General features: G+C 73.6%; 17 protein-coding genes and 1 pseudogene. 10 read left to right on the top strand and 8 right to left on the bottom strand.

From position 1 onward, the window contains the following. Positions 1–148 precede the first annotated feature (148 nt). Entirely contained in the window at positions 149–985 is an 837-nt protein-coding gene (locus LCD35_RS23000; protein WP_224960515.1) for a MaoC family dehydratase, read from the bottom strand. Continuing rightward, the gene (locus tag LCD35_RS22995; RefSeq protein ID WP_224960517.1) at positions 982–2,319 is read right to left on the bottom strand and encodes a 3-oxoacyl-ACP reductase; all 1,338 of its coding nucleotides are present in this window, start codon (positions 2,317–2,319) and stop codon (positions 982–984) included. The genes LCD35_RS23000 and LCD35_RS22995 overlap by 4 nt, the downstream gene beginning before the upstream one ends. Positions 2,320–2,544: 225 nt before the next feature. Between LCD35_RS22995 and LCD35_RS22990 the strand changes: the two genes are divergently transcribed. Continuing rightward, positions 2,545–3,822: an acetyl-CoA C-acetyltransferase gene (locus LCD35_RS22990; RefSeq protein WP_224960518.1), complete on the top strand. Its 1,278-nt coding sequence runs from the start codon at positions 2,545–2,547 to the stop codon at positions 3,820–3,822. 59 nt (positions 3,823–3,881) lie between these two features. Here LCD35_RS22990 and LCD35_RS22985 read toward each other — a convergent pair whose 3' ends face one another. Both LCD35_RS22985 and LCD35_RS22980 read right to left on the bottom strand, forming a co-directional pair. Further along, on the bottom strand, positions 3,882–4,646 hold the full coding sequence (locus tag LCD35_RS22985; protein WP_224968911.1) for a cytochrome c oxidase assembly protein: 765 nt from the start codon (positions 4,644–4,646) through the stop codon (positions 3,882–3,884). After that, positions 4,643–5,176 (bottom strand): DUF2243 domain-containing protein, encoded by a 534-nt coding sequence (locus tag LCD35_RS22980; protein ID WP_224960520.1) that lies wholly within the window; start codon positions 5,174–5,176, stop codon positions 4,643–4,645. The genes LCD35_RS22985 and LCD35_RS22980 overlap by 4 nt, the downstream gene beginning before the upstream one ends. A gap of 96 nt (positions 5,177–5,272) precedes the next feature. On the opposite strand from LCD35_RS22980, the gene LCD35_RS22975 reads away from it, so the two are divergent. The 8 genes and pseudogenes from LCD35_RS22975 to LCD35_RS22940 all read left to right on the top strand — a co-directional run bounded on the left by LCD35_RS22975 (position 5,273) and on the right by LCD35_RS22940 (position 14,551). Continuing rightward, the gene (locus LCD35_RS22975; RefSeq protein WP_224960521.1) at positions 5,273–5,830 is read left to right on the top strand and encodes a DUF5872 domain-containing protein; all 558 of its coding nucleotides are present in this window, start codon (positions 5,273–5,275) and stop codon (positions 5,828–5,830) included. A 13-nt stretch (positions 5,831–5,843) separates the two neighbouring features. Then, positions 5,844–6,173, top strand: coding sequence for a DUF3140 domain-containing protein (locus tag LCD35_RS22970; protein ID WP_224960522.1), 330 nt, complete (start codon positions 5,844–5,846; stop codon positions 6,171–6,173). Between the two features lie 109 nt (positions 6,174–6,282). Beyond that, on the top strand, positions 6,283–7,074 hold the full coding sequence (locus LCD35_RS22965; protein WP_224960544.1) for an SDR family oxidoreductase: 792 nt from the start codon (positions 6,283–6,285) through the stop codon (positions 7,072–7,074). Positions 7,075–7,209: 135 nt separating this feature from the next. Beyond that, complete coding sequence (locus LCD35_RS22960) at positions 7,210–8,136, top strand: class I mannose-6-phosphate isomerase (RefSeq protein ID WP_224960523.1); 927 nt, start codon at positions 7,210–7,212, stop codon at positions 8,134–8,136. A 366-nt stretch (positions 8,137–8,502) separates the two neighbouring features. Then, positions 8,503–10,404: an NHL domain-containing thioredoxin family protein gene (locus tag LCD35_RS22955; RefSeq protein ID WP_224960524.1), complete on the top strand. Its 1,902-nt coding sequence runs from the start codon at positions 8,503–8,505 to the stop codon at positions 10,402–10,404. Between the two features lie 50 nt (positions 10,405–10,454). After that, a complete protein-coding gene (locus LCD35_RS22950; protein WP_224960526.1) occupies positions 10,455–10,775 on the top strand; it encodes a co-chaperone GroES in 321 nt (106 codons plus the stop codon). Between the two features lie 148 nt (positions 10,776–10,923). Continuing rightward, entirely contained in the window at positions 10,924–13,395 is a 2,472-nt protein-coding gene (locus LCD35_RS30555) for a VanW family protein (protein WP_225044836.1), read from the top strand. A 122-nt stretch (positions 13,396–13,517) separates the two neighbouring features. After that, positions 13,518–14,551: pseudogene (locus LCD35_RS22940) on the top strand (zinc-binding dehydrogenase). A 90-nt stretch (positions 14,552–14,641) separates the two neighbouring features. Here LCD35_RS22940 and LCD35_RS22935 read toward each other — a convergent pair. Beyond that, entirely contained in the window at positions 14,642–16,486 is a 1,845-nt protein-coding gene (locus LCD35_RS22935; protein WP_225044835.1) for an acyl-CoA dehydrogenase, read from the bottom strand. Positions 16,487–16,816: 330 nt separating this feature from the next. Here LCD35_RS22935 and LCD35_RS22930 point away from each other — a divergent pair, with 330 nt between their 5' ends. Further along, positions 16,817–17,347: an OmpA family protein gene (locus LCD35_RS22930; protein WP_225044834.1), complete on the top strand. Its 531-nt coding sequence runs from the start codon at positions 16,817–16,819 to the stop codon at positions 17,345–17,347. A gap of 69 nt (positions 17,348–17,416) precedes the next feature. Here LCD35_RS22930 and LCD35_RS22925 read toward each other — a convergent pair whose 3' ends face one another. The 3 genes from LCD35_RS22925 to LCD35_RS22915 all read right to left on the bottom strand — a co-directional run bounded on the left by LCD35_RS22925 (position 17,417) and on the right by LCD35_RS22915 (position 20,883). Further along, a complete protein-coding gene (locus LCD35_RS22925) occupies positions 17,417–17,749 on the bottom strand; it encodes a YnfA family protein (protein WP_224960536.1) in 333 nt (110 codons plus the stop codon). A gap of 97 nt (positions 17,750–17,846) precedes the next feature. Next, a complete protein-coding gene (locus LCD35_RS22920) occupies positions 17,847–18,530 on the bottom strand; it encodes an SDR family oxidoreductase (RefSeq protein ID WP_224968730.1) in 684 nt (227 codons plus the stop codon). Positions 18,531–18,831: 301 nt separating this feature from the next. Beyond that, complete coding sequence (locus LCD35_RS22915) at positions 18,832–20,883, bottom strand: PhoX family phosphatase (protein WP_225044833.1); 2,052 nt, start codon at positions 20,881–20,883, stop codon at positions 18,832–18,834. Positions 20,884–21,168: the final 285 nt, after the last annotated feature.

The following is a 21,168-nucleotide window of genomic DNA, read 5'->3' as shown; positions in this document are numbered from 1 at the left end:
GGCGCCGGGCCCGGGGGGGGGCCGGGGGGGGCCCCCGGCCCCGGCGCGGCGGCCTCGTGTGGGGGGGGGGGGGGGGCGCCCCCCCCCCCCCCACCACCCGCACCCGGATCCGCGCGCGCACGCGGACCCGGACCCGCCTTCCCGCAGGTCAGTGCAGCCGCCCCACCAGGTGCGGCTTACCGGAGCGGGAGTGCACCGCGAACGTCCCGGCGTCCCGGTGCGCGGTGAACTCCACCGTCGAGGGCAGCAGCAGCGGCTTCACGAAGTCCACGTCGACCGTGTACGCGTCCGGCAGCCTGCCCTCCAGCCCCGCCAGCGCCCGCGCCTTCGTCCACATCCCGTGCGCGATGGCGCGCGGGAAGCCGAACGCCTTCGCCGTCAGCGCCCGCAGGTGGATCGGGTTCTTGTCCCCGGACACCTCCGCGTAGCGGCGGCCCTGGTCGGCGGGCACCCGCCAGACGGCGGTGGCCGAACCGGGCTCGACCTCGGCGGCGCGCTCGGCCCGCGGCGCCGACTCGTCCGGCTTGCCGCGGCGCAGGTAGGTGCTGGTCTCCCGCCACACCACCTCGCCCTCGACGCTGGTCTCGGTGATCACGTCGAGCTGCCTGCCCTTCGGGTGCGGGCGCAGGTCCGCCACCCGCACCCGCTGGGTGAGCACGTCGGTGACCAGCAGCGGCCGGTGCACGGTGATGCTGTTGGCGACGTGCACCAGCCCCACCAGCGGGAACGGGAACCCCGGGTCGGTCATCAGCCGCACCGACAGCCCGAACGAGAGCACGTGCGGGTAGGTCGCGGGCAGCACGTCGCGCAGCCCGAACCCGCAGACCCGGTCGTACTCGGCCAGGTGGTCGTGGTCCACGGCGATGTCGCGGCGCACGTACTCGGTCTCCGGCAGCTCCCGGCCGCGGCGCAGCGGTCCGGTGGCGGCCGCCTTGAGGTACAGCGCGGAGAGGTTCGGCGGCGCGTCGATCTCGGTGCTCATCACGCCCCCAGCAGGCTCTGGCCGCAGACCCGCACGACGTTGCCGTTGACCCCGGAGGAGGCCGGGCTGGCGTACCAGGCGATCGTCTCGGCGACGTCGACCGGCAGCCCGCCCTGCGAGAGGCTGCTCATCCGGCGGCCGGCCTCGCGGATGAACAGCGGGACGGCCGCGGTCATCTTCGTCTCGATGAAGCCGGGCGCGACGGCGTTGATGGTGGCGCCGCGGCGGGCCGCGACCGGGGCGAGCGCCTGCACCAGGCCGATCACGCCGGCCTTCGACGCCGCGTAGTTCGCCTGGCCGACGTTGCCCGCGATGCCGCTGATGGAGGCGACGCCGATCAGCCTGCCGCCGTCGTTCAGCGGGGAGCCCTCGGCGAGCAGCGCCTCGTTGATGCGCTCCTGCGCGGTCAGGTTCACCGCGATCACCGAGTCCCAGCGCGCGTCGTCCATCCGCCCGAGCGTCTTGTCCCGGGTGATGCCCGCGTTGTGCACCACCACGTCGAGCCCGCCGTGGCGTTCGGCGAAGTGCTCGGCGATGCGCTGCGGCGCGTCCTCGGCGGTGATGTCGAGCTGCAGGGTGGAGCCGCCGATGCGGTTGGCGACCTCGGCCAGGTCGGCGCCCTGGGCGGGGATGTCGAGGCAGACGACGTGCGCGCCGTCGCGGGCGAGGGTCTCGGCGATGGACTCGCCGATGCCGCGGGAAGCGCCGGTGACCAGGGCGACCTTGTCGCGCAGCGGCTTCTCCCGATCGACCTGCGGGGCGTCGGCGCGGCCGACCCGCACGACCTGGGCGGAGACGAACGCGGACTTGGCCGACAGCAGGAAGCTCAGCGTGGAATCGAGGGACCGCTCGGCGCCTTCGGAGGCGTACACGAGCTGGGCGGTGGCGCCGCGCTTGAGCTCCTTGCCGACGGTGCGCACGAAGCCTTCGAGGGCGCGCTGCGCGACGCGTTCCCCGGCCTCGGTGGTCTCCTCCGGCGGGGTGCCGAGCACGATGACGCGACCGCAGGTGCCGACCTGGCGGATGACCGGGCTGAAGAAGGCGCGCAGCTGGGCGAGCTGGGCGCTGGAGGTGATGCCGGTGGCGTCGAAGACGAGCGCGGCGTAGCGGGCGTCCGCGGCGGCTTCGGTGCGGACCTCGGCGCCGACGGCCTCCAGCGTCCCCGCGATCGCCTCGCCGAGCCGGGATCCCGCGGCGGCGCCGGTGAGCACCGGGCCGCCCACGACGGGGTCGCCGGGCCGGTACCTGCGGAGCGGGGTGGGCGTGGGCAGGCCGATGCGCTTGGCGATCGTTCGACCGAACCCGGTCGAGGTGAACTGCTGGTACCGGTCGGACATGCGCACTCCCGTGAGCGGGTGGTCGGTGGACTGGGCGGTCGGCCCGCGGGTCGAGCGCGGCGGGCGCTCGGGAGGCGGACTCGACGTCTAACCTACCCGCGGGTAGGTTAGAGGGTCAGCGGGGTCCGCACCAGAGCCCCCGCACGATCGGCCCCGCACGCCGATCCGGTGAGCACCACCAGCCGAACCGCACGGACCACCGGTCCCGTCCCGAAGGAGTCCCGCATGCCCACCACTCGACGCGTCGCGATCGTCGGCGGCAACCGGATCCCCTTCGCCCGATCCGGCGGGCCCTACACGCAGGCGTCCAACCAGGACATGCTCACCGCCGCGCTGGACGGGCTGCTCGCCCGCTTCGGCCTGCAGGGCGAGCTCGTCGGCGAGTTCGTCGCGGGCGCCGTGCTCAAGCACAGCCGCGACTTCAACCTGGCCCGCGAATCCGTCCTCGGCTCCCGGCTCGACCCGCGCACCCCCGCGCACGACGTGCAGATGGCCTGCGCGACCGGTCTGGAGGCCGTCACCTCCGTCGCGAACAAGATCGCCCTCGGGCAGCTCGAATCCGGCATCGCGGGCGGCGTGGACAGCGCCAGCGACGCGCCCATCGCGCTCAACGACGACCTGCGCCGGGTGCTGCTCGCCGCGAACCACGCCAAGACCACCGGCGGCAAGGTCAAGGCGCTGACCGGGGTGCGGCCGCAGCACGTCAAGCCGGACATCCCGGAGAACTCCGAGCCGCGCACCGGCCTGTCCATGGGCGAGCACGCCGCCCGCACCGCGCTGGACTGGCAGATCGGGCGCGAGGAGCAGGACGAGCTCGCCGCCCGCAGCCACCAGCGGCTGGCCGCCGCCTACGACGACGGCTTCTTCGACGACCTGCTCACCCCGTTCCAGGGGCTCACCCGGGACCAGAACCTGCGCCCGGACAGCAGCGCCGAGAAGCTCGCCAAGCTCAAGCCGGTGTTCGGCAAGGGCGAGGGCGCCACCATGACCGCGGGCAACTCCACGCCGCTCAGCGACGGCGCCGCCGTGGTGCTGCTGGCCAGCGAGGAGTGGGCGGCCGCGCACAAGCTGCCCGTGCTGGCCTACCTCAGCGACATCGTGCCCGCGGGCGTGGACCACGTCAGCGGCGACGAGGGCCTGCTGATGGCGCCCGCGTACGCCGTGCCGAAGCTGCTGGAGCGCGGCGGGATCGGGCTCGGCGACTTCGACTTCTACGAGATCCACGAGGCGTTCGCCTCGCAGGTGCTGGCGACCCTGAAGGCCTGGCAGGACCCGGACTTCTGCAAGGACCGGCTGGGCCTGGACGCGCCGCTCGGCGAGATCGACCCGGCGAAGCTGAACGTGAACGGTTCCTCGCTGGCCGCCGGGCACCCGTTCGCGGCGACCGGCGGCCGCATCGTCGCCACCCTGGCGAAGCTGCTGGCCGGGCGCGGGTCCGGCCGCGGCCTGATCTCGGTCTGCGCCGCGGGCGGGCAGGGCGTCACCGCCATCGTCGAGCGCTGACCGGACGACGCGGAGGCCCCGGCCGGGGGGGCCGGCCCCCCCCCACCCGGGCGGCCCGACTAGCCCACCCGCCGGGACCGCTCCGGGTGCCAGGTCGCGACGAGGATCCCGGCGAGCAGCAGCTCGGCGACGTCCCCGGCGTAGTACATGAGCTCCGCGCCGCCCCGCACCTCCGCCGCCGGGCCGTGCACGGCAGTCCAGCCGCCGTACATCAGCTGGGCGGTGACCGCGTGCACCGCGATGGCGCAACCGAGGTACACCAGCCGGGTGCGCACCCCCGGCCGGTCCGGCGCCGGGTCCGGACCCGCGATGACGTGCGCGAACAGGTACCCGGCGAGCAGGAAGTGCGCGAACAGCAGCCAGTGCCCGACCGGGTGCTCGCCCACCTCGTGCAGCGGAGTCGCGTAGAGCACGACGAGACCGCCCGCGGACAGCAGCAGCGCGACCTCCGGCCGGTTCAGCACCCGGACCGGCCCGCTGCGCAGCAGCGCGGTCAACCGTCGCCCGACCATCGGCGGCGCGGTGCGCAGCAGCAACGTCACCGGGGCGCCCAGCACCAGCCCGAGCGGCGCGTACATGCCGATCAGCAGGTGCTGCACCACGTGCCCGCGGAAGTCCCCGCCCGCGAAGCTCGCGACCGGCGGCAGCAGCGCCACCGCCACCAGCGCGAGCCCGGCGGCGAAGCAGGCGGTGCGCCACCGGCTCCACCCGCGGGCCGGGTTGCGGCGCCGCGCCAGCCCGGCGAGGTGCAGGTACCCGGCGCCGACCAGCACCAGCGCGAGCACGGACGGCAGCACCCCGAACGCGTGCGCGTCGTGGCTCATCGGGAACCACCTCCGCCGAGGTCGACCGACCGACCGCCGCGTTGCAGCAGGTACCCCGCCACCACCAGCAACGCCCCCAGCGCGAGGAAGCCCAAGTCCCACCACAGCCGGTGCGGCCCGTCGCGCACGTGGTGGATGCCCAGCAGGTGGTGGTCGAGCACGCCCTCGACCAGGTTGAACACGCCCCAGCCGACCAGGACCCACCCCCACAGCACCCGCGACCCCCACACCCGGCGCCGCCGGCGGGTGACCCGCGAGTGCAGCAGCGCCAGCCCGACGAGCACGGCGAGCCAGCAGACGGTGTGGAACACCCCGTCCCACACCGTGTTCATCTCCAGCCCGGAGGTGGTGGCCGGGTCGTAGTACCGGATCCCGATGGCGTCGTCGTCCGTGCTGCTCAGCATGTGGTGCCACCGCAGCAGCTGGTGCAGCAGGATGCCGTCGACGAACCCGCCGAGGCCGATCCCGAGCACGATCCCCGGTGCCCGGAGCGGGGCGGGCCCGCTCCCCGCCGCAGCGTCGATCCCCATCTCGCCCCCCTGTCGCCGGTCCCTCCCGGCCGAGTTCCCCGGCCCGAGGGACGCCCAACCGCGCGTGGCGGCCGCGCGTCCGGGTAGCCGACCGGCATGGGCAAGAGCAGCGCGGACTACGAGCGCGACTACACGGACCCCCGGCTGCGGGAGCGGTTGAAGGACGAGTTGAAGGACTCCGACGACGGCGGCGCGCCGGGGCAGTGGTCGGCGCGCAAGAGCCAGCTCCTCGCGCAGCGGTACGAGCAGCACGGCGGCGGCTACCGGCACCCGAGGCGGCGCACCCGCGCCCAGCGGGACCTGCAGCGGTGGACCGAGGAGCGTTGGCAGACCGAATCGGGTTCGGCGCGGGCCCGGCACGACGGCACCACCGAGCGGTACCTGCCGGAGGCCGCGTGGGAGGAGCTGACCCCGCGCGAGCGCCGCGAGACCCGCCGCGCCAAGCGGGAGGCGTCCCGCCGCGGCGCGCAGCACGCCGCGAACCCGCCCGCCGCCAAGTCGGCGCGCAGGTCCGCCGAGCTCGACGAGCTCCCCGCCCGGGAGGCCGCGCGGCGCGCCCGCGAACTGCCCCCGCGCGAGGCGGCGGCGGCCGCGCGGCACGAGCGCGAGCACAAGGCCCGCAAGACCGTGCTGCGCGAACTCGACCGGACCTGACCAGGAGGCGGCGATGACCGACACCGATCGGCAGCTGATCGACGAGTTCGAGGAGCTCGTCAACATGACCCCCGCGGAGCTGGAGCGGTGGCTGGCCACCGACGAGTCGAAGAGCGCCGGGCAGTCCGGCGAGGGGGGCGAGACCAAGGGCCACGCGTCCGGGCGGCGCATCGTGTCGCTGCTGCGCGAGAAGCGCGCCGAGTTCACCGGCGACGACCTCGCGCACATGCGCGAGGTCCGCGGCTACGTCAAGCGGCACCTCGCCCAGCGGCCGTCCGGCGACCCGACCCGCACGACCTGGCGCTACTCGCTCATGAACTGGGGCCACGACCCGCTCAAGTGAGCGCCGTTTCACCCCGCGGGCCGCGGGTAGGGCGGAGGGGGCGCACGGAAGGGAGTCGGTCGTGACCACACCACCGCAGCAGCAGGCACCGCCCGGAGTCACCGGGGAGATGGACCCACATCCCGACCATGGCGAGCGGAGCTACACCGGATCCGGCCGGTTGACCGGCAAGGCCACCGTGATCACCGGCGCCGACAGCGGCATCGGGCGCGCGGTCGCGATCGCCTTCGCCCGGGAGGGCGCCGACGTGCTGCTGTCCTACCTCGACGAGCGGTCGGACGCCGAAGCGACCGCGCGCCACGTCGAGGAGGCCGGGCGCACGGCGGTCCTGGTGCCCGGCGACCTCGCCGACCCGGCGCACTGCCGGGCCGTGGTGGACCGCGCCGTCGAGGCGTTCGGCCGGATCGACGTGCTGGTCAACAACGCGGCGTTCCAGATGACCCGCGACCGGCTGGAGGACGTCCCCGACCAGGAGTGGGACTACACGGTGGCGGTCAACCTCAGCGCGATGTTCCACCTGTGCAAGGCGGCGCTGCCGCACCTGGGGCCGGGCTCCTCGATCATCAACTCGACCTCGGTGAACTCGGACATGCCGCCGCCGACGTTGCTGGCCTACGACGCGACGAAGGCGGGCATCGCGAACTTCACCGCCGGGCTCGCCCGGTTGTACGGGCCGCGCGGGATCCGGGCGAACAGCGTCGCGCCGGGGCCGATCTGGACGCCGTTGATTCCGGCCACGATGCCCACCGAGCAGGTGGAGCACTTCGGGGAGGACGTGCCGCTGGGCAGGCCGGGGCAGCCGGCCGAGCTCGCCGGGACCTACGTGCTGCTGGCCTCCGACGAGGCCGCGTACATCTCCGGCGCGCGCATCGCGGTCACCGGCGGGGTGCCGATCCTGTGACGCCGCGCTGGTACCCGCTGCGGTTGAGCACGCCCGTCGCCCGGCACGTCTTCGGCGGCCGGGCCATCGCCGACCGGCTGGGGAGGCGGGGCCCTGCCAGCGGACCGGATCGCCGAGACCTGGGAGGTCAGCGACGTGGACGGCCGCGGCGCGGAGGTCGTGGCCGGGCCGCTGGCGGGGCGGAGGCTGCGGGAGCTCACCCGCGCGCACCCCGACGAGCTGGTGGGGCCGGGCTGGCGCGGCGACCGCTTCCCGCTGCTGACCAAGTTCATCGACGGGACGGGCATGCTGCCGGTCCACGTGCACGCCGACGACGAGACCGCCCGGCGGCTCGAACGGGAGCCGAACGGCAAGACCGAGGCCTGGCACGTGCTGGACGCCGCGCCCGGCGCCACCGCCTTCATCGGCACCCGGGAGGGCGTGGACCGGGCGGAGCTGCGCTCGACGCTGCTCGCCGAGGACTTCGGCTCGGTGCTGCGGGAACTGCCGCTGCGCCCCGGTGACACCGTCTACGTCCCGGGCGGGACACCGCACAGCTTCGGACCGGACACGCTGATCCACGAGATCGAGCAGACCTCCGACATCCAGCAGCACGCCATGCCGTGGAACATGCAGGACGGCTCGCCGGTCGACCCGGAGCAGCGCCGCGCGAACGTGGAGCGGCTGCTCGACGAGTGGGACCCGGCCGCCCGGCCGCACCCGACGCCGGGCCTGCGGCTGCCGCCGAGCGGAGACGCCGACCGCGTCCTGTGCTGCGCCGGACCGCACTTCGCCCTGGAGCGGTGGCGGCTCGGCGCGGGAACCGAGCGGGAACTGCCCGTCGGCCGGGTCCTGCTGCTGAGCAACGCGGGCGGGGCGGCGCGGGTGCGCAGCGCGGGCGGCGACGACGAGCTCGAACCGGGCCGGACGCTGCTGCTGCCCGCGGCGCTGGAGCGGGCGTCGATCACCGGGCCCGCGGACGTGCTGCTCGGCTACCTGCCCGATCTCGACCGCGACGTGCGGCGGCCGCTGCTGGCCGCCGGGTACGGGCCGGAAGCGATCGCCGCGCTCCACGGGGGCTGAGCCGGCGGGCCGCCGATCGCGAATTCCCGCGCCGGTGCGGAAACACCGCCGAGCTCACCGAACGCGCTGGTCAACGAGCCGCGAACCGGCCGTTCGCGGCATCCGCGGCACCCACAACGGCGTGACTTGAGTCACACCGAGGTCGGTGTGTAACAACGCCGGGGGTGCCGCCGATATGGATGGTGACCCCGCGGTGCTGTCGGACCCCCGACCTGGCAGCACCGCGGGGCTTTCCAATTCCGGGGTTTCGACACCCCGACGCACCCTCCTCCCGGCCGCTCCCGCGGCGGGAACCCGGCGCGATCCGCGTACCGGATCAAGCTTCCGATCGCCCCCGCCATTCCCGCGCCGGGCGAACTTCCCGGCATGTGGACGCGGGAACAGGGCGCCCGGCCGGTGTTGTTGACTCCGCACGTGAGTACCGCGTCGCACCTCCGCACCCGCGTCCGCGCGCCCGAGCTGACCGGGCGGCAGTGGCTGAACACCGGCGGCCGGGAGGTTCTGCTCTCCGACCTGCGCGGCAAGATCGTGCTGCTGGACTTCTGGACGTTCTGCTGCATCAACTGCCTGCACGTCATCGACGAGCTCCGGCCGCTGGAGCAGGAGTTCGCCGACGAGCTGGTCACCGTCGGCGTGCACTCGCCGAAGTTCGAGCACGAAGCCGACCCGGACGCGCTGCTCGCCGCGGTCGAGCGCTACTCCGTGCACCACCCGGTCCTCGACGACCCCGAGCTGACGACCTGGCAGAACTACGCCGTCAAGGCGTGGCCGACGCTCGCCGTGGTCGACCCCGAGGGCTACCTGGTGCACGTCGCCGCGGGCGAGGGCCACGTGGACGCGCTGCGCAGCGTGCTGCGCGAACTGGTCGCCGAGCACGACGCGAAGGGCACCCTGCACCGCGGCGACGGCCCCTACGTGCCGCCGGAACCCGCCGCCACCGAGCTGCGGTTCCCCGCGAAGATCGCCGCCGGGCCGGGCACCGTGCTGGTCTCCGACTCCGCGAACCACTCGCTGGTCGAGTTCGCCCAGGACGGCGAGACGGTGCTGCGCCGCATCGGCAGCGGCGAGCGCGGCGCCCGCGACGGCGGGCCCGCCGAGGCCTCCTTCGCCGAACCCGCCGGGATCGCGGTGCTGCCCGCGGCCGTCGCCGTCGAGGCCGGCTACGACCTGGTCGTCGCGGACACGGTGAACCACCTGCTGCGCGGCGTGCGGCTCGCCGACGGGCACGTCACGACCGTCGCGGGCACCGGCGAGCAGTGGCGCGACGGCGCGGACGGGGGCCCGGGGACGGACACCCCGCTGACCAGCCCCTGGGACGTCGCCTGGTGGGAACCGGCGGGCGGCGTCGTCATCGCGATGGCGGGCAACCACACGCTCGGGCTGTTCGACCCGCGCACCGGGCAGGTCCGGCGCTTCGCGGGCACCACCGTGGAGGGCCTGCGGGACGGGGACGCGGCCGAGGCGTTCTTCGCCCAGCCCTCCGGCCTCGCCGACGGCGGGGACCGGTTGTGGCTCGCCGACTCCGAGACCTCCGCGCTGCGCTGGATCGAAGCGGACGGCACCGGGTTCCGGGTGCGGACCGCGATCGGCACCGGGCTGTTCGACTTCGGCCACGCCGACGGCCCCGCGGAGAGCGCGCTGCTCCAGCACCCGCTGGGGGTGGCGGTGCTGCCGGACGGGTCGGTCGCCGTCTGCGACACCTACAACGGGGCCCTCCGACGTTACGATCCGGCATCGAACGAGGTCGCCACGCTCGCCACCCACCTCGCCGAACCGTCCGGCGCGGCCGTGGTCGACGGGGAGCTCGTGGTGGTGTCCTCCGCGGCGCACCGGCTGGAGCGGCCGGTGCCGCCCGGCGTCTCCGCGAAGCTCGTCGAAGGCGCATCGCAGCAGGTCACGCGGCCCGCCACCGAGATCGGCGACGGGGAGGTGCGGCTCGCCGTGGTGTTCACCCCGCCGCCGGGCAGCAAGCTCGACGACCGCTACGGGCCCTCCACCCGGCTGGAGATCACCGCGTCCCCGCCGGAACTCCTGGTCGAGGGCGCGGGCACCGGAACCGACCTGGAACGGCGGCTGGTGCTCGCCGACGGCATCGAGCACGGCGTGCTGCACGTCGTCGCGCAGGCCGCCAGCTGCACCGACGACCCCGCCGTCGAACACCCCACCTGCAACCTGACCAGGCAGGACTGGGGAGTGCCGGTGCGGGTTGCGCCAGGTGGCCCACCGCGGCTGCCCCTGGTGATGGGCGGTATGGACGCCGGAGCGTGAGCGGCCCCCTGCGCGGCGGACCCGCCGGGGCGGGCACGTAAACTTTTCGGGTGACCGATGCCAAGCTCGAGATCCAGATGCTGCATGACCGGGTCATGGTGCGGGTCTCCGCGGAATCAGGCGAACGCCGCAGCAGCGGCGGCATCGTGATTCCGGCGACCGCCCAGGTGGCCAAGCGGCTGCTCTGGGGCGAGGTCTTCGGGGTGGGCAGCCACGTGCGGGCCGTGAAGGTCGGCGACCAGGTGCTGTTCAACCCCGAGGAGCAGTTCGAGGTCGAAGTGCAGGGCCAGCCCTACCTGGTGATGCGGGAGCGCGACCTGCACGCCGTGGCCAGCGAGCAGATCGAACAGGGCACCGGCCTGTACCTGTGAGCCACTGATCCACCGCGAGCCGCGACCGGCACCCCTCCCAGGTGCCGCCGCTGTCGGGGTGAGGCGGGCACGGCGTCCTTGACGGACCGCCCCGGCGCCTGTTCGCTGATGTACCCCACCGCACGACCAGACCGATGAAGGGGAAGCGGTGCCGGAAAACTACGACGTCTCATCCGGGGACGATCCGAACCGGAAACCGGCGGGCGACGACCCGGCCGGCCGGGCGGAGCGGCCCGGCGCATCGGGCGGCTCCGCCGCGGACGCCACGCGGCCGAGCACCCCGGCCCCCACCGGCGTGCCGGAGGAATCGGCGGCGGAGCGGACCACGCAGATCTCCGCGGAGCAGCTCGCCGCGGCCGGATCCGCATCGACGGGATCGGCATCGGCCGGGTCCGCGTCGACCGGATCCGCGACGGCGCAGTCCGCGTCGGCGGGCGCGACGGGCTCGGCTGCGGAGCAGGCACCCTCCGGAACCCCGGCGGAATCCGCCGCCCCGGCCGAGCGCGGCACCCGCCCGCTCTCGCAGCAGTCCGGCGCCGACGACACGCAGCGCCTCGGGCAGGAACCGCCGGAGGACGACGCCGAGCGCACCCAGACCATCCCCACGGTCCCCGCCGAGAGCGGCGGCACCTACGCCTCGCCCACGGACTTCCTCGGCGCCCCCGGTTTCCTCGGCTCGTCCGAGTCGACCGCGGTGCACCCCGCGGTGAGCGGCCAGGAGCCGACGGTCCAGGCCTCGGGCGGTTCGTTCGCCGCCCCGCCGCCCACCCAGCAGATCTCGTACCCCGAGGTCGATTCCGAGCGCACCCAGAACATCCCGAAGGTCCCCGCCGACGCGAACTCGCCGTCGGCGGCCGGGTTCGCCGGCGGCATCGGCGGCGGCTTCGCCGAGGACCCGCCGGAGCAGAGCGGCCCCAAGGACCGCCGCAAGCTGATCCGCGGCGGCATCGTGGCCGGGATCGCCGCCGGCGTCCTGCTGCTGCTCTACGTGGGCGACCTGACGTTCAGCAGCGGCACCGTGCCGCGCGGCACCACCGTCGCCGCCGTGCACGTCGGCGGCCTCACCCCGGCCGCGGCGGAGCGCAAGCTGCGCGAGGAGCTCGGCCCGAACCTGCAGCAGCCGGTGCAGCTGCAGGCCGGGGACTCCACCGCCACCATCTCCCCGGAGCAGTCCGGGCTGACGATGGACTGGCCGGCCACCATCGAGCAGGCCGGTTCGCAGCCGCTGAACCCGTTCACCCGGATCGCCTCGCTGTTCACCAACCGCGAGATCTCCCCGGTCAGCCACGGCGACGAGCAGCAGGTCGTGGCCGCGCTGGAGCAGGTGAAGCCGCGCCTGGAGCGACCGGCCTCCGAGGGCACCATCAAGTTCGAGGGCGCCACCCCGGTCGCGGTCGAACCCGTCACCGGCCGTTCGGTGGACGTGCAGGTGGCCGCCGACCAGGTCATGGCGGACTGGGCGAAGGGCGGCGCCGTCCAGGTCCCGTTCACCGAGCAGGCGGTGAGCACCACCTCCGACGGCGTGCACCAGGCGCTGCGGAACGTGGCCCAGCCCGCGGTGTCCGGTCCGATCGCGATCAAGGGCGAGGGCCACGACGCCGCGCTCGCCCCGGAGACCGTGGCCGCCGCGCTGCGCTTCGAACCGGACGGCAAGGGCGGGCTCCGCTCGCACCTCGACCTGCCGACGGTGATCGGCGGGGTCGAGCCGCAGCTGCTCGACACGATGAAGCCGGCGAAGGACGCCGAGGTGGTCCTCGAAGGCGGCCGTCCCGTGGTGCACCCCTCCTTGGAGGGCCGCGGGGTCAACTGGGAGAAGAGCTTCGAGAAGCTCCTGGACGTGGCCCGCAAGAAGCAGGACCGCACGGTGCAGGCCGTCTACGAGCAGCAGCCGCCCGCGTTCAGCACCGACCAGGCCAACGGCCTCGGCATCAAGGAAGTCATCAGCGAGTACCAGACCGGCGGCTTCGAAGCGGCGTCCGGGGTGAACATCCGGCGCACCGCCGAGCAGGTCAACGGAGCGGTGATCAAGCCGGGCGAGACGTTCAGCCTCAACGGCCACACCGGCCCGCGCGGCACCGCGCAGGGCTACGTGGAGTCCGGGATCATCGAGGACGGCCGCCCGGCGAAGGCGGTCGGCGGCGGCATCTCGCAGTTCGCGACCACCCTGTTCAACGCCTCGTACTTCGCGGGCGTGCAGGACGTGGAGCACAAGGAGCACAGCTACTACATCAGCCGCTACCCGGCGGGCCGCGAGGCCACGGTGTTCCAGAACCCGGACGGCAGCAGCGTCATCGACGTGAAGTTCAAGAACACGCTCGCCAGCGGAATCATGATCACCACGGAGTGGACGCCGTCGTCGATCACGGTGAAGTTCTGGGGCACCAAGCAGTACGACGTGGGTTCCGAGACCGGTCCGCGCACCAACGAGAAGCCCCCGCACGAGAAGGTCGTGCCGCCGGGCGAGCCGTGCAGCCCCAGCAAGGGCAACGGCGGCTTCACCGTCACCGACACCCGCACGTTGACCGACGTGAAGACCGGGAAGGTCAAGAAGGAGAAGCCGACCAAGACGGTCTACAACCCGCAGCCGATCATCCACTGCGGCGCGCCACCGGCGCCCTGACCCGCACCGCCGACGAGGCCCTTCCCGGTTCCGGGAGGGGCCTCGTCCGCGTTCCGAGGCATCGGCCGCGCCGCACCCGGGCACCCGGTGGGGGACGACGAACCCGACCGAGGGAGCCAGCGATGCGAGCCACCGTGATCCGCGGAGCCGGCGACGTGCGAGTGGAAAAGGTGCCCGACGCGGCCCTGCGGGAACCGGCGGACGCGGTCGTGCGGGTGGTGCTGACCTGCGTGTGCGGTAGCGACCTGTGGCCGTACAAGAGCATGGAGCGCGACGAGGCCGGGCAGCGGATCGGCCACGAGTTCCTGGGCGTGGTCGAGGAGGCCGGGTCCGCGGTGCGGTCGGTGCGGCCGGGTGACCTGGTGGTCTCGCCGTTCACCTTCTCCGACGGCACCTGCCGGTTCTGCCGGGAGGGGTTGCAGACGTCCTGCCCGTCCGGCGGGGTGTACGGCTCGCCCGGCGAGGACGGCGCGCAGGGCGAGGCGGTGCGGGTGCCGCACGCGGACGGGACGCTGGTGCGGTTGCCGGTGGAGCAGGACGATCCGCTACTGCCCTCGCTGCTCACCTTGGCCGACGTGTTCCCGACCGGGCACCACGCCGCGGTGTCCGCCGAGGTGCGGCGGGGCGGTTCGGTGGCCGTGGTCGGTGACGGTGCCGTCGGCCTGTGCGGGGTGCTGGCCGCCGCCCGGCTCGGCGCCGAACGCCTGATCATCATGGGCAGGCACCCGGACCGCACCGAGCTGGCCCGCGAGTTCGGAGCGACGGACGTGGTGGCGGAGCGCGGCGACGCCGGGGTGCGGCGCGTGCGGGAGCTGACCGGCGGCGAAGGCGTGCGCTCGGTGCTGGAGTGCGTGGGCACCGCCGAGTCGATGGCGACCGCGACCCGCCTGGTCCGCGACGGCGGCGCGATCGGCTACGTCGGCGTCCCGCAGGAGGGCGGCGGCGTGGACCTGCGGGAGCTGTCATGCGCAACGTGCGGATCGGCGGCGGCGTCTGCCCGGCGCGGTCCTACGTCGAGGAGCTGATGCCGGACGTGCTCTCCGGCGCGGTCCGGCCGGGCCGGGTGTTCGACCACGTCACCGACCTGGACGGGGTGCCGGACGCGTACCGGGCGATGGCCGACCGGAAGGCGCTCAAGGCGCTGGTCCGGGTCTGACCGGGGTCCCGCCCGGCCGGGACCTGACCGCGAAAACGGGCGTGGGGGGGCCCGCCACCGAGGGGACGCCCACGCCGGTCTCGCGCCGGATCAGAACGCCGACTCGTCCAGCTCCATGATGGAGTTGTCCGCGTTCTCCACGATCTTGCGGCGGCCGGTCAGCTCCGGCAGCACGTTCTTCGCGAAGAACCGGGACACCGCGACCTTGCCCTGGTAGAAGGGCTGGTCCTTCGCCGAGGCGCCCGCGTCCAGCGCCGCCAGCGCGATCTCGGCCTGGCGCAGCAGCAGCCAGCCGATGAGCAGGTCGCCCATGCTCATCAGCACGGTCACGGCGTGCTGGCCGACCTTGTAGATGTTGGTCACGTCCTCCTGCGCGGAGGTCAGGAAGCCGAAGACGGCGCCGAGGGTGCCCTGCACGTCGTCCAGCGCCTTCGCGAGCAGCGCCCGCTCCTCCTTGAGCCGGTCGTCCGCACCCTCGGCCTCCAGCGACTTCTGCACCTCGGCTGCGAGGTGGCCCAGCGCTGCGCCGTTGTTGCGGACGATCTTGCGGAAGAAGAAGTCCTGCGCCTGGATCGCCGTGGTGCCCTCGTACAGGCTGTCGATCTTGGCGTCCCGGATGTACTGCTCGATCGGGTAGTCCTGCAGGTAGCCGGAGCCGCCGAGGGTCTGCAGCGACAGCGTCAGGTTCTCGTACGCCCGCTCCGAGCCGACGCCCTTCACGATCGGCAGCAGCAGGTCGTTGACCTGCTCGGCCAGCGACACGTCCGCGCCGCTCGCCTTGCCCTGCGCGATCTGGTCCTGGTACGTCGCGGTGTAGAGGTACACCGCGCGCAGGCCCTCCGCGTACGCCTTCTGCAGCAGCAGGATGCGGCGCACGTCGGGGTGGTTCGTGATCGCCACGCGCGGGGCGGTCTTGTCGGTGGCCTTGGTGAGGTCGGCGCCCTGCACGCGCTCCTTGGCGTACTCCAGCGCGTTGAGGTAGCCGGTGGACAGCGTGGCGATGGCCTTGGTGCCGACCATCATCCGGGCGTACTCGATGACCTGGAACATCTGCGCGATGCCGTCGTGCACCTCGCCGAGCAGCCAGCCCTGCGCAGGCGTGCCGTGCTGGCCGAAGGTCAGCTCGCAGGTGGCGGAGGCGTTCAGGCCCATCTTGTGCTCGACGTTGGTGACGAAGGCGCCGTTGCGCTCGCCCGGCTCGCCGGTGGTGCCGTCGAAGTGGAACTTGGGCACCAGGAACAGGCTCAGGCCCTTGGTGCCGGGCTTGCTCTCCACGCCGTCGCCCTCGGGGCGGGCCAGCACCAGGTGCATGATGTTCTCGGTCATGTCCTGGTCGGCGGAGGTGATGAACCGCTTCACGCCGTCGAGGTGCCAGCTGCCGTCGGCCTGCTTGACGGCCTTGGTGCGCCCGGAGCCGACGTCGGAGCCCGCGTCCGGCTCGGTCAGCACCATGGTGGCGCCCCAGCCGCGCTGGATCATCAGGTCGGCCCAGGCGCGCTGCTCCTCGGTGCCGTTCTTGTGCACGATCCCGGCGAACTGCGGACCCGCCATGTACATGTACACGGCCGGGTTGGCGCCGAGGATCAGCTCGGAGGTGGCCCACTGCACGGTCGGCGGGATGCCGTAGCCGCCGAGCTCGTCGGAGAGCCCGAGCCGCCACCACTCGCCGTCCATGACCTGCTGGTAGGACTTCTTGAACGACTCCGGCAGCGTGACCGAGTGGGTCTTCGGGTCGAACTTCGCCGGGGTGCGGTCGCCGTCCGCGAACGACTCGGCGAGCGGCCCGGTGGCGAGCGCGTTGAGCTCGCTGAGCACACCGCGCACGGTGTCCTCGTCGGACTGCTCGAACGCCCCGGTGCCGAGCCGGTCCTGCACCTTGAAGAGCTCGAACAGGTTGAATTCGAGATCGCGGACGTTGCTCTTGTAGTGGCCCATTTCGCAGGCTCCCTCTCCGCACTGATGATCCGAGCCGGCCCCGCTCTCCGGACATGGCCTTACTCGTCGGTAACTCCAGAGTATTACCCCGCAGTAACTTCTGTCGAGCGGGTGGGCCGGAAACCACCGGGAAGGCCCTGTGACATGCGCCGAACCGGGCATCTCGCCCCCACGCGCGGCCGATCGCGCAACCCGGGCGGCTTCACACGATCGCGTGGGAGCCCGAAACCCGACCTGCCCGGACCTCCACCTCGACATCCAATGGAGGGACCCACGCTCCGGGCGCCCCACGCGCGCCGCGCCCGGCGAGCCCGATTCGCGGAGGTCGGCATGGATCGAAGAACAGCCCCCTACGGCGTGGCGGCGGCCGCGCTCGTCGCGCTCCTCGCAGGCTGCTCCGGCGGCGGCGGCGACCAGGGCCAGGGCGGCCAGGAGGGCGAGGTGCCACCGGCGCCGCCCGCGCAGCAGCAGGAGCAGACCCCGGCGCCGCCGCCGAGCCCGGACCCGGCGGCCGCCAAGACGGCTCTGCAGCAGCAGATCGACCAGGCCCTCGCACAGAGCCCGATCACCTTCGAGGCCGACAGCGCGGACCTCACCGAGCAGGGCGAGCAGACCGCGAAGAAGGCCGCCGAGCTGGCGAAGTCCGCGCCGCAGGAGCTGAAGTTCACCATCACCGGCTACGTCGCCGACACCGGCAACCCGTCGCCGAAGGACCAGGAGCTGTCCCAGCAGCGGGCGCAGGCCGTCGCGGACGCGTTCACCGAGGCCGGCGTCCCGAAGGAACGCCTCGAAGTCGTCGGCAAGGGCACCGCGGAAGGCGGTACCGAGCAGGACCGGCACGCGACGATCGCCGTCCAGTAGCGGCACCGATCGACCGGGGACGGGAGGGAAGCCCGCGTGCTCCCTCCCGTTCTCGCGTCCGGGCCCGGCTCAGCCGCGCGGCGCGTACATGATCACGGCGACGCCGACCAGGCACAGGGCCGCGCCCGCCAGGTCCCAGCGGTCCGGCCGGAACCCGTCCAGCAGCACGCCCCACGCCAGCGAGCCCGCCACGAAGACCCCGCCGTACGCGGCGAGGATCCGGCCGAAGTTCGCGTCCGGCTGCAAGGTGGCGACGAACCCGTAGGCGCCCAGCGCGAGCACGCCGGCGCCCATCCACAACAGGCCCTTGTGCTCGCGCACCCCCTGCCAGACCAGCCAGGCACCACCGATCTCGGCGACGGCGGCGAGGGCGAACAGCACGATCGAACGAAGCACGGTCACCCGAGCACGCTAATCCGGGGCGGGCGCCGGCCTGCCGACTCCCCGGCGGCGACCCGGTGCGCGGACGGCCGCCCGCAGCGGCCGCGGCCCGGCGACGTCAGGAGGGGCGGACGACCAGCTCGGTGAGGTGGGCGTCGGCGGTGGCGCGCACCGCGGTGCAGACCGGCCCCGCGACCGACTCCGGGGTCAGGAAGCGCTCCGGCCGGTACTCGCCGCCCTCGGCCGCGACCACGCCGCGCTGCATGTCCGTGTCGACCCGGCCCGGGAAGACCGAGGTCACCCGGACGCCGTTCGCGGCCTCCTCGGCGCGCAGCACGTCGGCGAACGCGCGCAGCGCGAACTTGCTCGCCGCGTAGGAACCCCAGTTCGGCTTCGCGTTCAAGCCCGAACCCGAATTGATCAGCACCACGTGCCCGGAGGCCGCGCGCAGCTCGGGCAGCAGCAGCCGGGTGAGCTCGGTGACCGCGAACAGGTTCAGCTCGAAGGTCCGCCGCCACGAGTCGACCGACACGTCCGAGACCGCGCCGAGTTCCACCAGCCCCGCGCTGTGCACCAGCACGTCAAGCCGGTTCACGTCCCGCACCGCCGCCGCCACCGCGTCCGGATCGGTCAGCTCCACCGGCCACGGGCGGGCGCCGTCGATCTCCGCCGCCAGCTCCCGCAGCGCTTCGCCGTCCCGGCCGCCGAGCAGCACGTCGTGGGTCTCGGACAGGGCGCGGGCGGTGGCGGCCCCGATGCCGCGGGAAGCACCCGTGACCAGGGCGATCGGACGTTCAGACATGGTCTGAATCGTATCCGTCGCACGCGCGCGCACGGTGCGCCGGGCGCCCCACCGGGCCGGACGCCTCCGCCCGCGGTCGGGCAGGTGCTCCGGGGCCTTCCGGTGGGCCGGCACCGCGCGGGGCGTTGGTGCACCCGCGGAGCGCGACGCCCGCGTTCGGGTGCTCCGGGGTTTCCCGTGGGACGTGCGCGCCGGGATCCTTCCGCGCCTGGTGATCGGGCGTTCCCCGGTCCGGCCCGGTCACCGGCGAGCGCAACGAGGGCCTCCCGTGTTCGGAAGGCCCCCGCGCTCGCAGGTGAGATCAGCGCCGGCCGATCTCACCACCGCCCTCCCGCCACACCACGGCCACCGAGGGCCGCGGCTGCGAGTCGCCGCCGTCCGGCCAGTGCGACGTGGGGTGCTGGGCGTCCTCGGCGTCCTCGCCCGGGTGCTGCACGTTGACCGTGACCAGGTCGTCGAGGACCACCGGACCGCAGGTCTCCGCGCCCACCGGCACGGTCAGGAACTGCTTCACCTTGCCGCGTTCCGGTCCGTCCACCGGCACCGCGAACAGCCCGTCGTTCGAGCCGAGCTCGTTGCCGTCGGTGGTGATCCACAGATTCCCGAACCGGTCGAAGGTGACGTTGTCCGGGCAGGAGATCGGGCTGACCTGGGACTTGTCGAAGCCGCCGAAGTAGGTGCCCGGGTCGTTCGGGTCGCCGCACACCAGCAGCAGGTTCCAGCGGAACCGGGTGCCCGCGGTGTCGTCGGCGAACTCCAGGACGTGCCCGTGCTTGTTGCCGACCCGGGGGTTGGCCTCGTCGACCGGGGCGTTGTCCGCGGAGCCGCGGTTGCTGTTGTTCGTCAGCGCGCAGTAGACGCGGCCGTTCACCGGGTTCGGCTCGATGTCCTCGGGCCGGTCCATCTTCGTCGCGCCGAGCGCGTCGGCGGCGAGCCGGGTGAACACGTAGACCTCTTCGGCGCTGAAGCCGGGCACGAAGGACTCGTTCCCGCTGACCAGCTTCAACCACTCGCCGGTGCCGTCGAAGTGCCCGTCGGCGGGCAGCGCGCCCGAACCGTCGATCTCCTCGGCGGGGCTGTTGCCGTGGAAGCGGGCCACGTAGAGGGTGCCGTCGTCGAGCAGCGCCGAGTTGTGCCGCCGCGCGTGCGCGCTGCGGCCCGGCTTGTACCGGCCGTTCGAGACGAACTTGTAGATGTACTCGAAGCGCTCGTCGTCACCGGAGTAGGCGACCACCCGGCCGTCGTCGGCGATCTGGATGGTGGCGCCCTCGTGCTTGAACCGGCCCAGCGCGGTGTGCTTGACCGGGGTGGACGTCGGATCGTTCGGGTCGATCTCGACGACCCAGCCGAAGCGGTTCGGCTCGTTCGGCTCCTGCGAGACGTCCCAGCGGCGGTCGAAGCGCTCCCACTTGCGGTCGGTCTCGCCGGTGCCGATGACGTAGCGCCGGTAGCGCTCGGCCGCGACCGGCTCGGTGATCAGCTCGGAGTGCCCGAAGTACTGGTGGAAGTTCTCCTCGCCGGACAGGATCGTGCCCCACGGGGTGACGCCGCCCGCGCAGTTGTTCTGGGTGCCGAACACGCGGGTGCCGGTCGGGTCGACGGAGGTCTTGAGGAAGTCGCTGCCCGCGGCGGGTCCGCGCACCTCGAACTCGGTGTTCAGCGTGATCCGCCGGTTGCGCTCGCCGCGCCGCGCGACGAGGCCCTTGCCGCGTTCCTTCGCGACCTCCACGACGGACAGGCCGTGCGCGGCCCAGGCGATGCGGACCTGCTCCTCGGTGGGGTTGTCCTCGTCGTAGTCCGGGAACATGTGCGACTCGGTGGTGTACTCGTGGTTGACCACGAGCAGCCCGCGCCTGCCTGCCGCGTCGAGCGGGACGAACCCGGCGAAGTCGTTGTTGTAGCCGAACTGCTTCTCCTGCGCCGCCGCCGACTGGTGGTGGAAGTCGAACTCGGGGGCGCCGTCGACGAGCGGATCGCCCCAGCGGATCACGATGCCCTGCGCGTAGCCCTCGGGGACGGTGAGCCGGTCCTCCTGGTTCGGCGCGACCGGCGCGAAGTCGGTGCCCGGCACGGGACGACCGGCGGGACGCGGGGCGGTGGCCGCGGCGGTGCCGGACAGGGCGGAGGCCCCGCCGACCGCCAGCGCCAGCACGCCCCCCGCCTTCAGCGCGCCGCGACGGCTCAGGACGCTCGCGACGACGTCGCCGAAGTAGCCGTTGCCGGAGGTGTTCGGCGCCTCGTGCGCGCAGGCGTTGCCGCAGCGGTACTTGCAGGTGGCCGATGCCCGGCGGGCGGAGTGGTTCGACAGCAGTGGCAGCGGGACGACCCGCCCGCCGTCCGGTCGGGTGGACACACGGACCTCCAGGTGTCAGTCAGGAACACCTGGACGCTATGCCGATCAGGCGAGGTCCCCTGGACGTGCAGGTGAACAGCACCCGAACTCATGACGCTCGGTCGTCGGACACCGTCGGCCGGCCCCTCGATCGCGTCGCCGGACCGCAACGGCCCCTCACCCTCCGCGAGCAGCACCCGGGCGGGGGGGGGGGGGGGGGGGGGGGGGGGGGGGGGGCGGGGGGGCGGCGCGGGGCGGGGGGGGCGGGGGGGGGGGGCGCGGCCGCCCCCCCCCGCGCCGGCGCCC

Source organism: Saccharopolyspora sp. 6V (assembly GCF_020176785.1).
Lineage (GTDB): Bacteria > Actinomycetota > Actinomycetes > Mycobacteriales > Pseudonocardiaceae > Saccharopolyspora_C > Saccharopolyspora_C gregorii.
This window is presented reverse-complemented; position numbering and strand designations above follow the sequence as displayed.

Excerpts from the sequence above, each read along its gene's own strand:
- LCD35_RS22995 (WP_224960517.1), bottom strand. The coding sequence starts at position 2,319 with ATGTCCGACCGGTACCAGCAGTTCACCTCGACCGGGTTCGGTCGAACG.
- LCD35_RS22990 (WP_224960518.1), top strand. The coding sequence starts at position 2,545 with ATGCCCACCACTCGACGCGTCGCGATCGTCGGCGGCAACCGGATCCCC.
- LCD35_RS22985 (WP_224968911.1), bottom strand. The coding sequence starts at position 4,646 with ATGAGCCACGACGCGCACGCGTTCGGGGTGCTGCCGTCCGTGCTCGCG.
- LCD35_RS22980 (WP_224960520.1), bottom strand. The coding sequence starts at position 5,176 with ATGGGGATCGACGCTGCGGCGGGGAGCGGGCCCGCCCCGCTCCGGGCA.
- LCD35_RS22975 (WP_224960521.1), top strand. The coding sequence starts at position 5,273 with ATGGGCAAGAGCAGCGCGGACTACGAGCGCGACTACACGGACCCCCGG.
- LCD35_RS22970 (WP_224960522.1), top strand. The coding sequence starts at position 5,844 with ATGACCGACACCGATCGGCAGCTGATCGACGAGTTCGAGGAGCTCGTC.
- LCD35_RS22965 (WP_224960544.1), top strand. The coding sequence starts at position 6,283 with ATGGACCCACATCCCGACCATGGCGAGCGGAGCTACACCGGATCCGGC.
- LCD35_RS22955 (WP_224960524.1), top strand. The coding sequence starts at position 8,503 with ATGTGGACGCGGGAACAGGGCGCCCGGCCGGTGTTGTTGACTCCGCAC.
- LCD35_RS22935 (WP_225044835.1), bottom strand. The coding sequence starts at position 16,486 with ATGGGCCACTACAAGAGCAACGTCCGCGATCTCGAATTCAACCTGTTC.
- LCD35_RS22930 (WP_225044834.1), top strand. The coding sequence starts at position 16,817 with ATGGATCGAAGAACAGCCCCCTACGGCGTGGCGGCGGCCGCGCTCGTC.
- LCD35_RS22920 (WP_224968730.1), bottom strand. The coding sequence starts at position 18,530 with ATGTCTGAACGTCCGATCGCCCTGGTCACGGGTGCTTCCCGCGGCATC.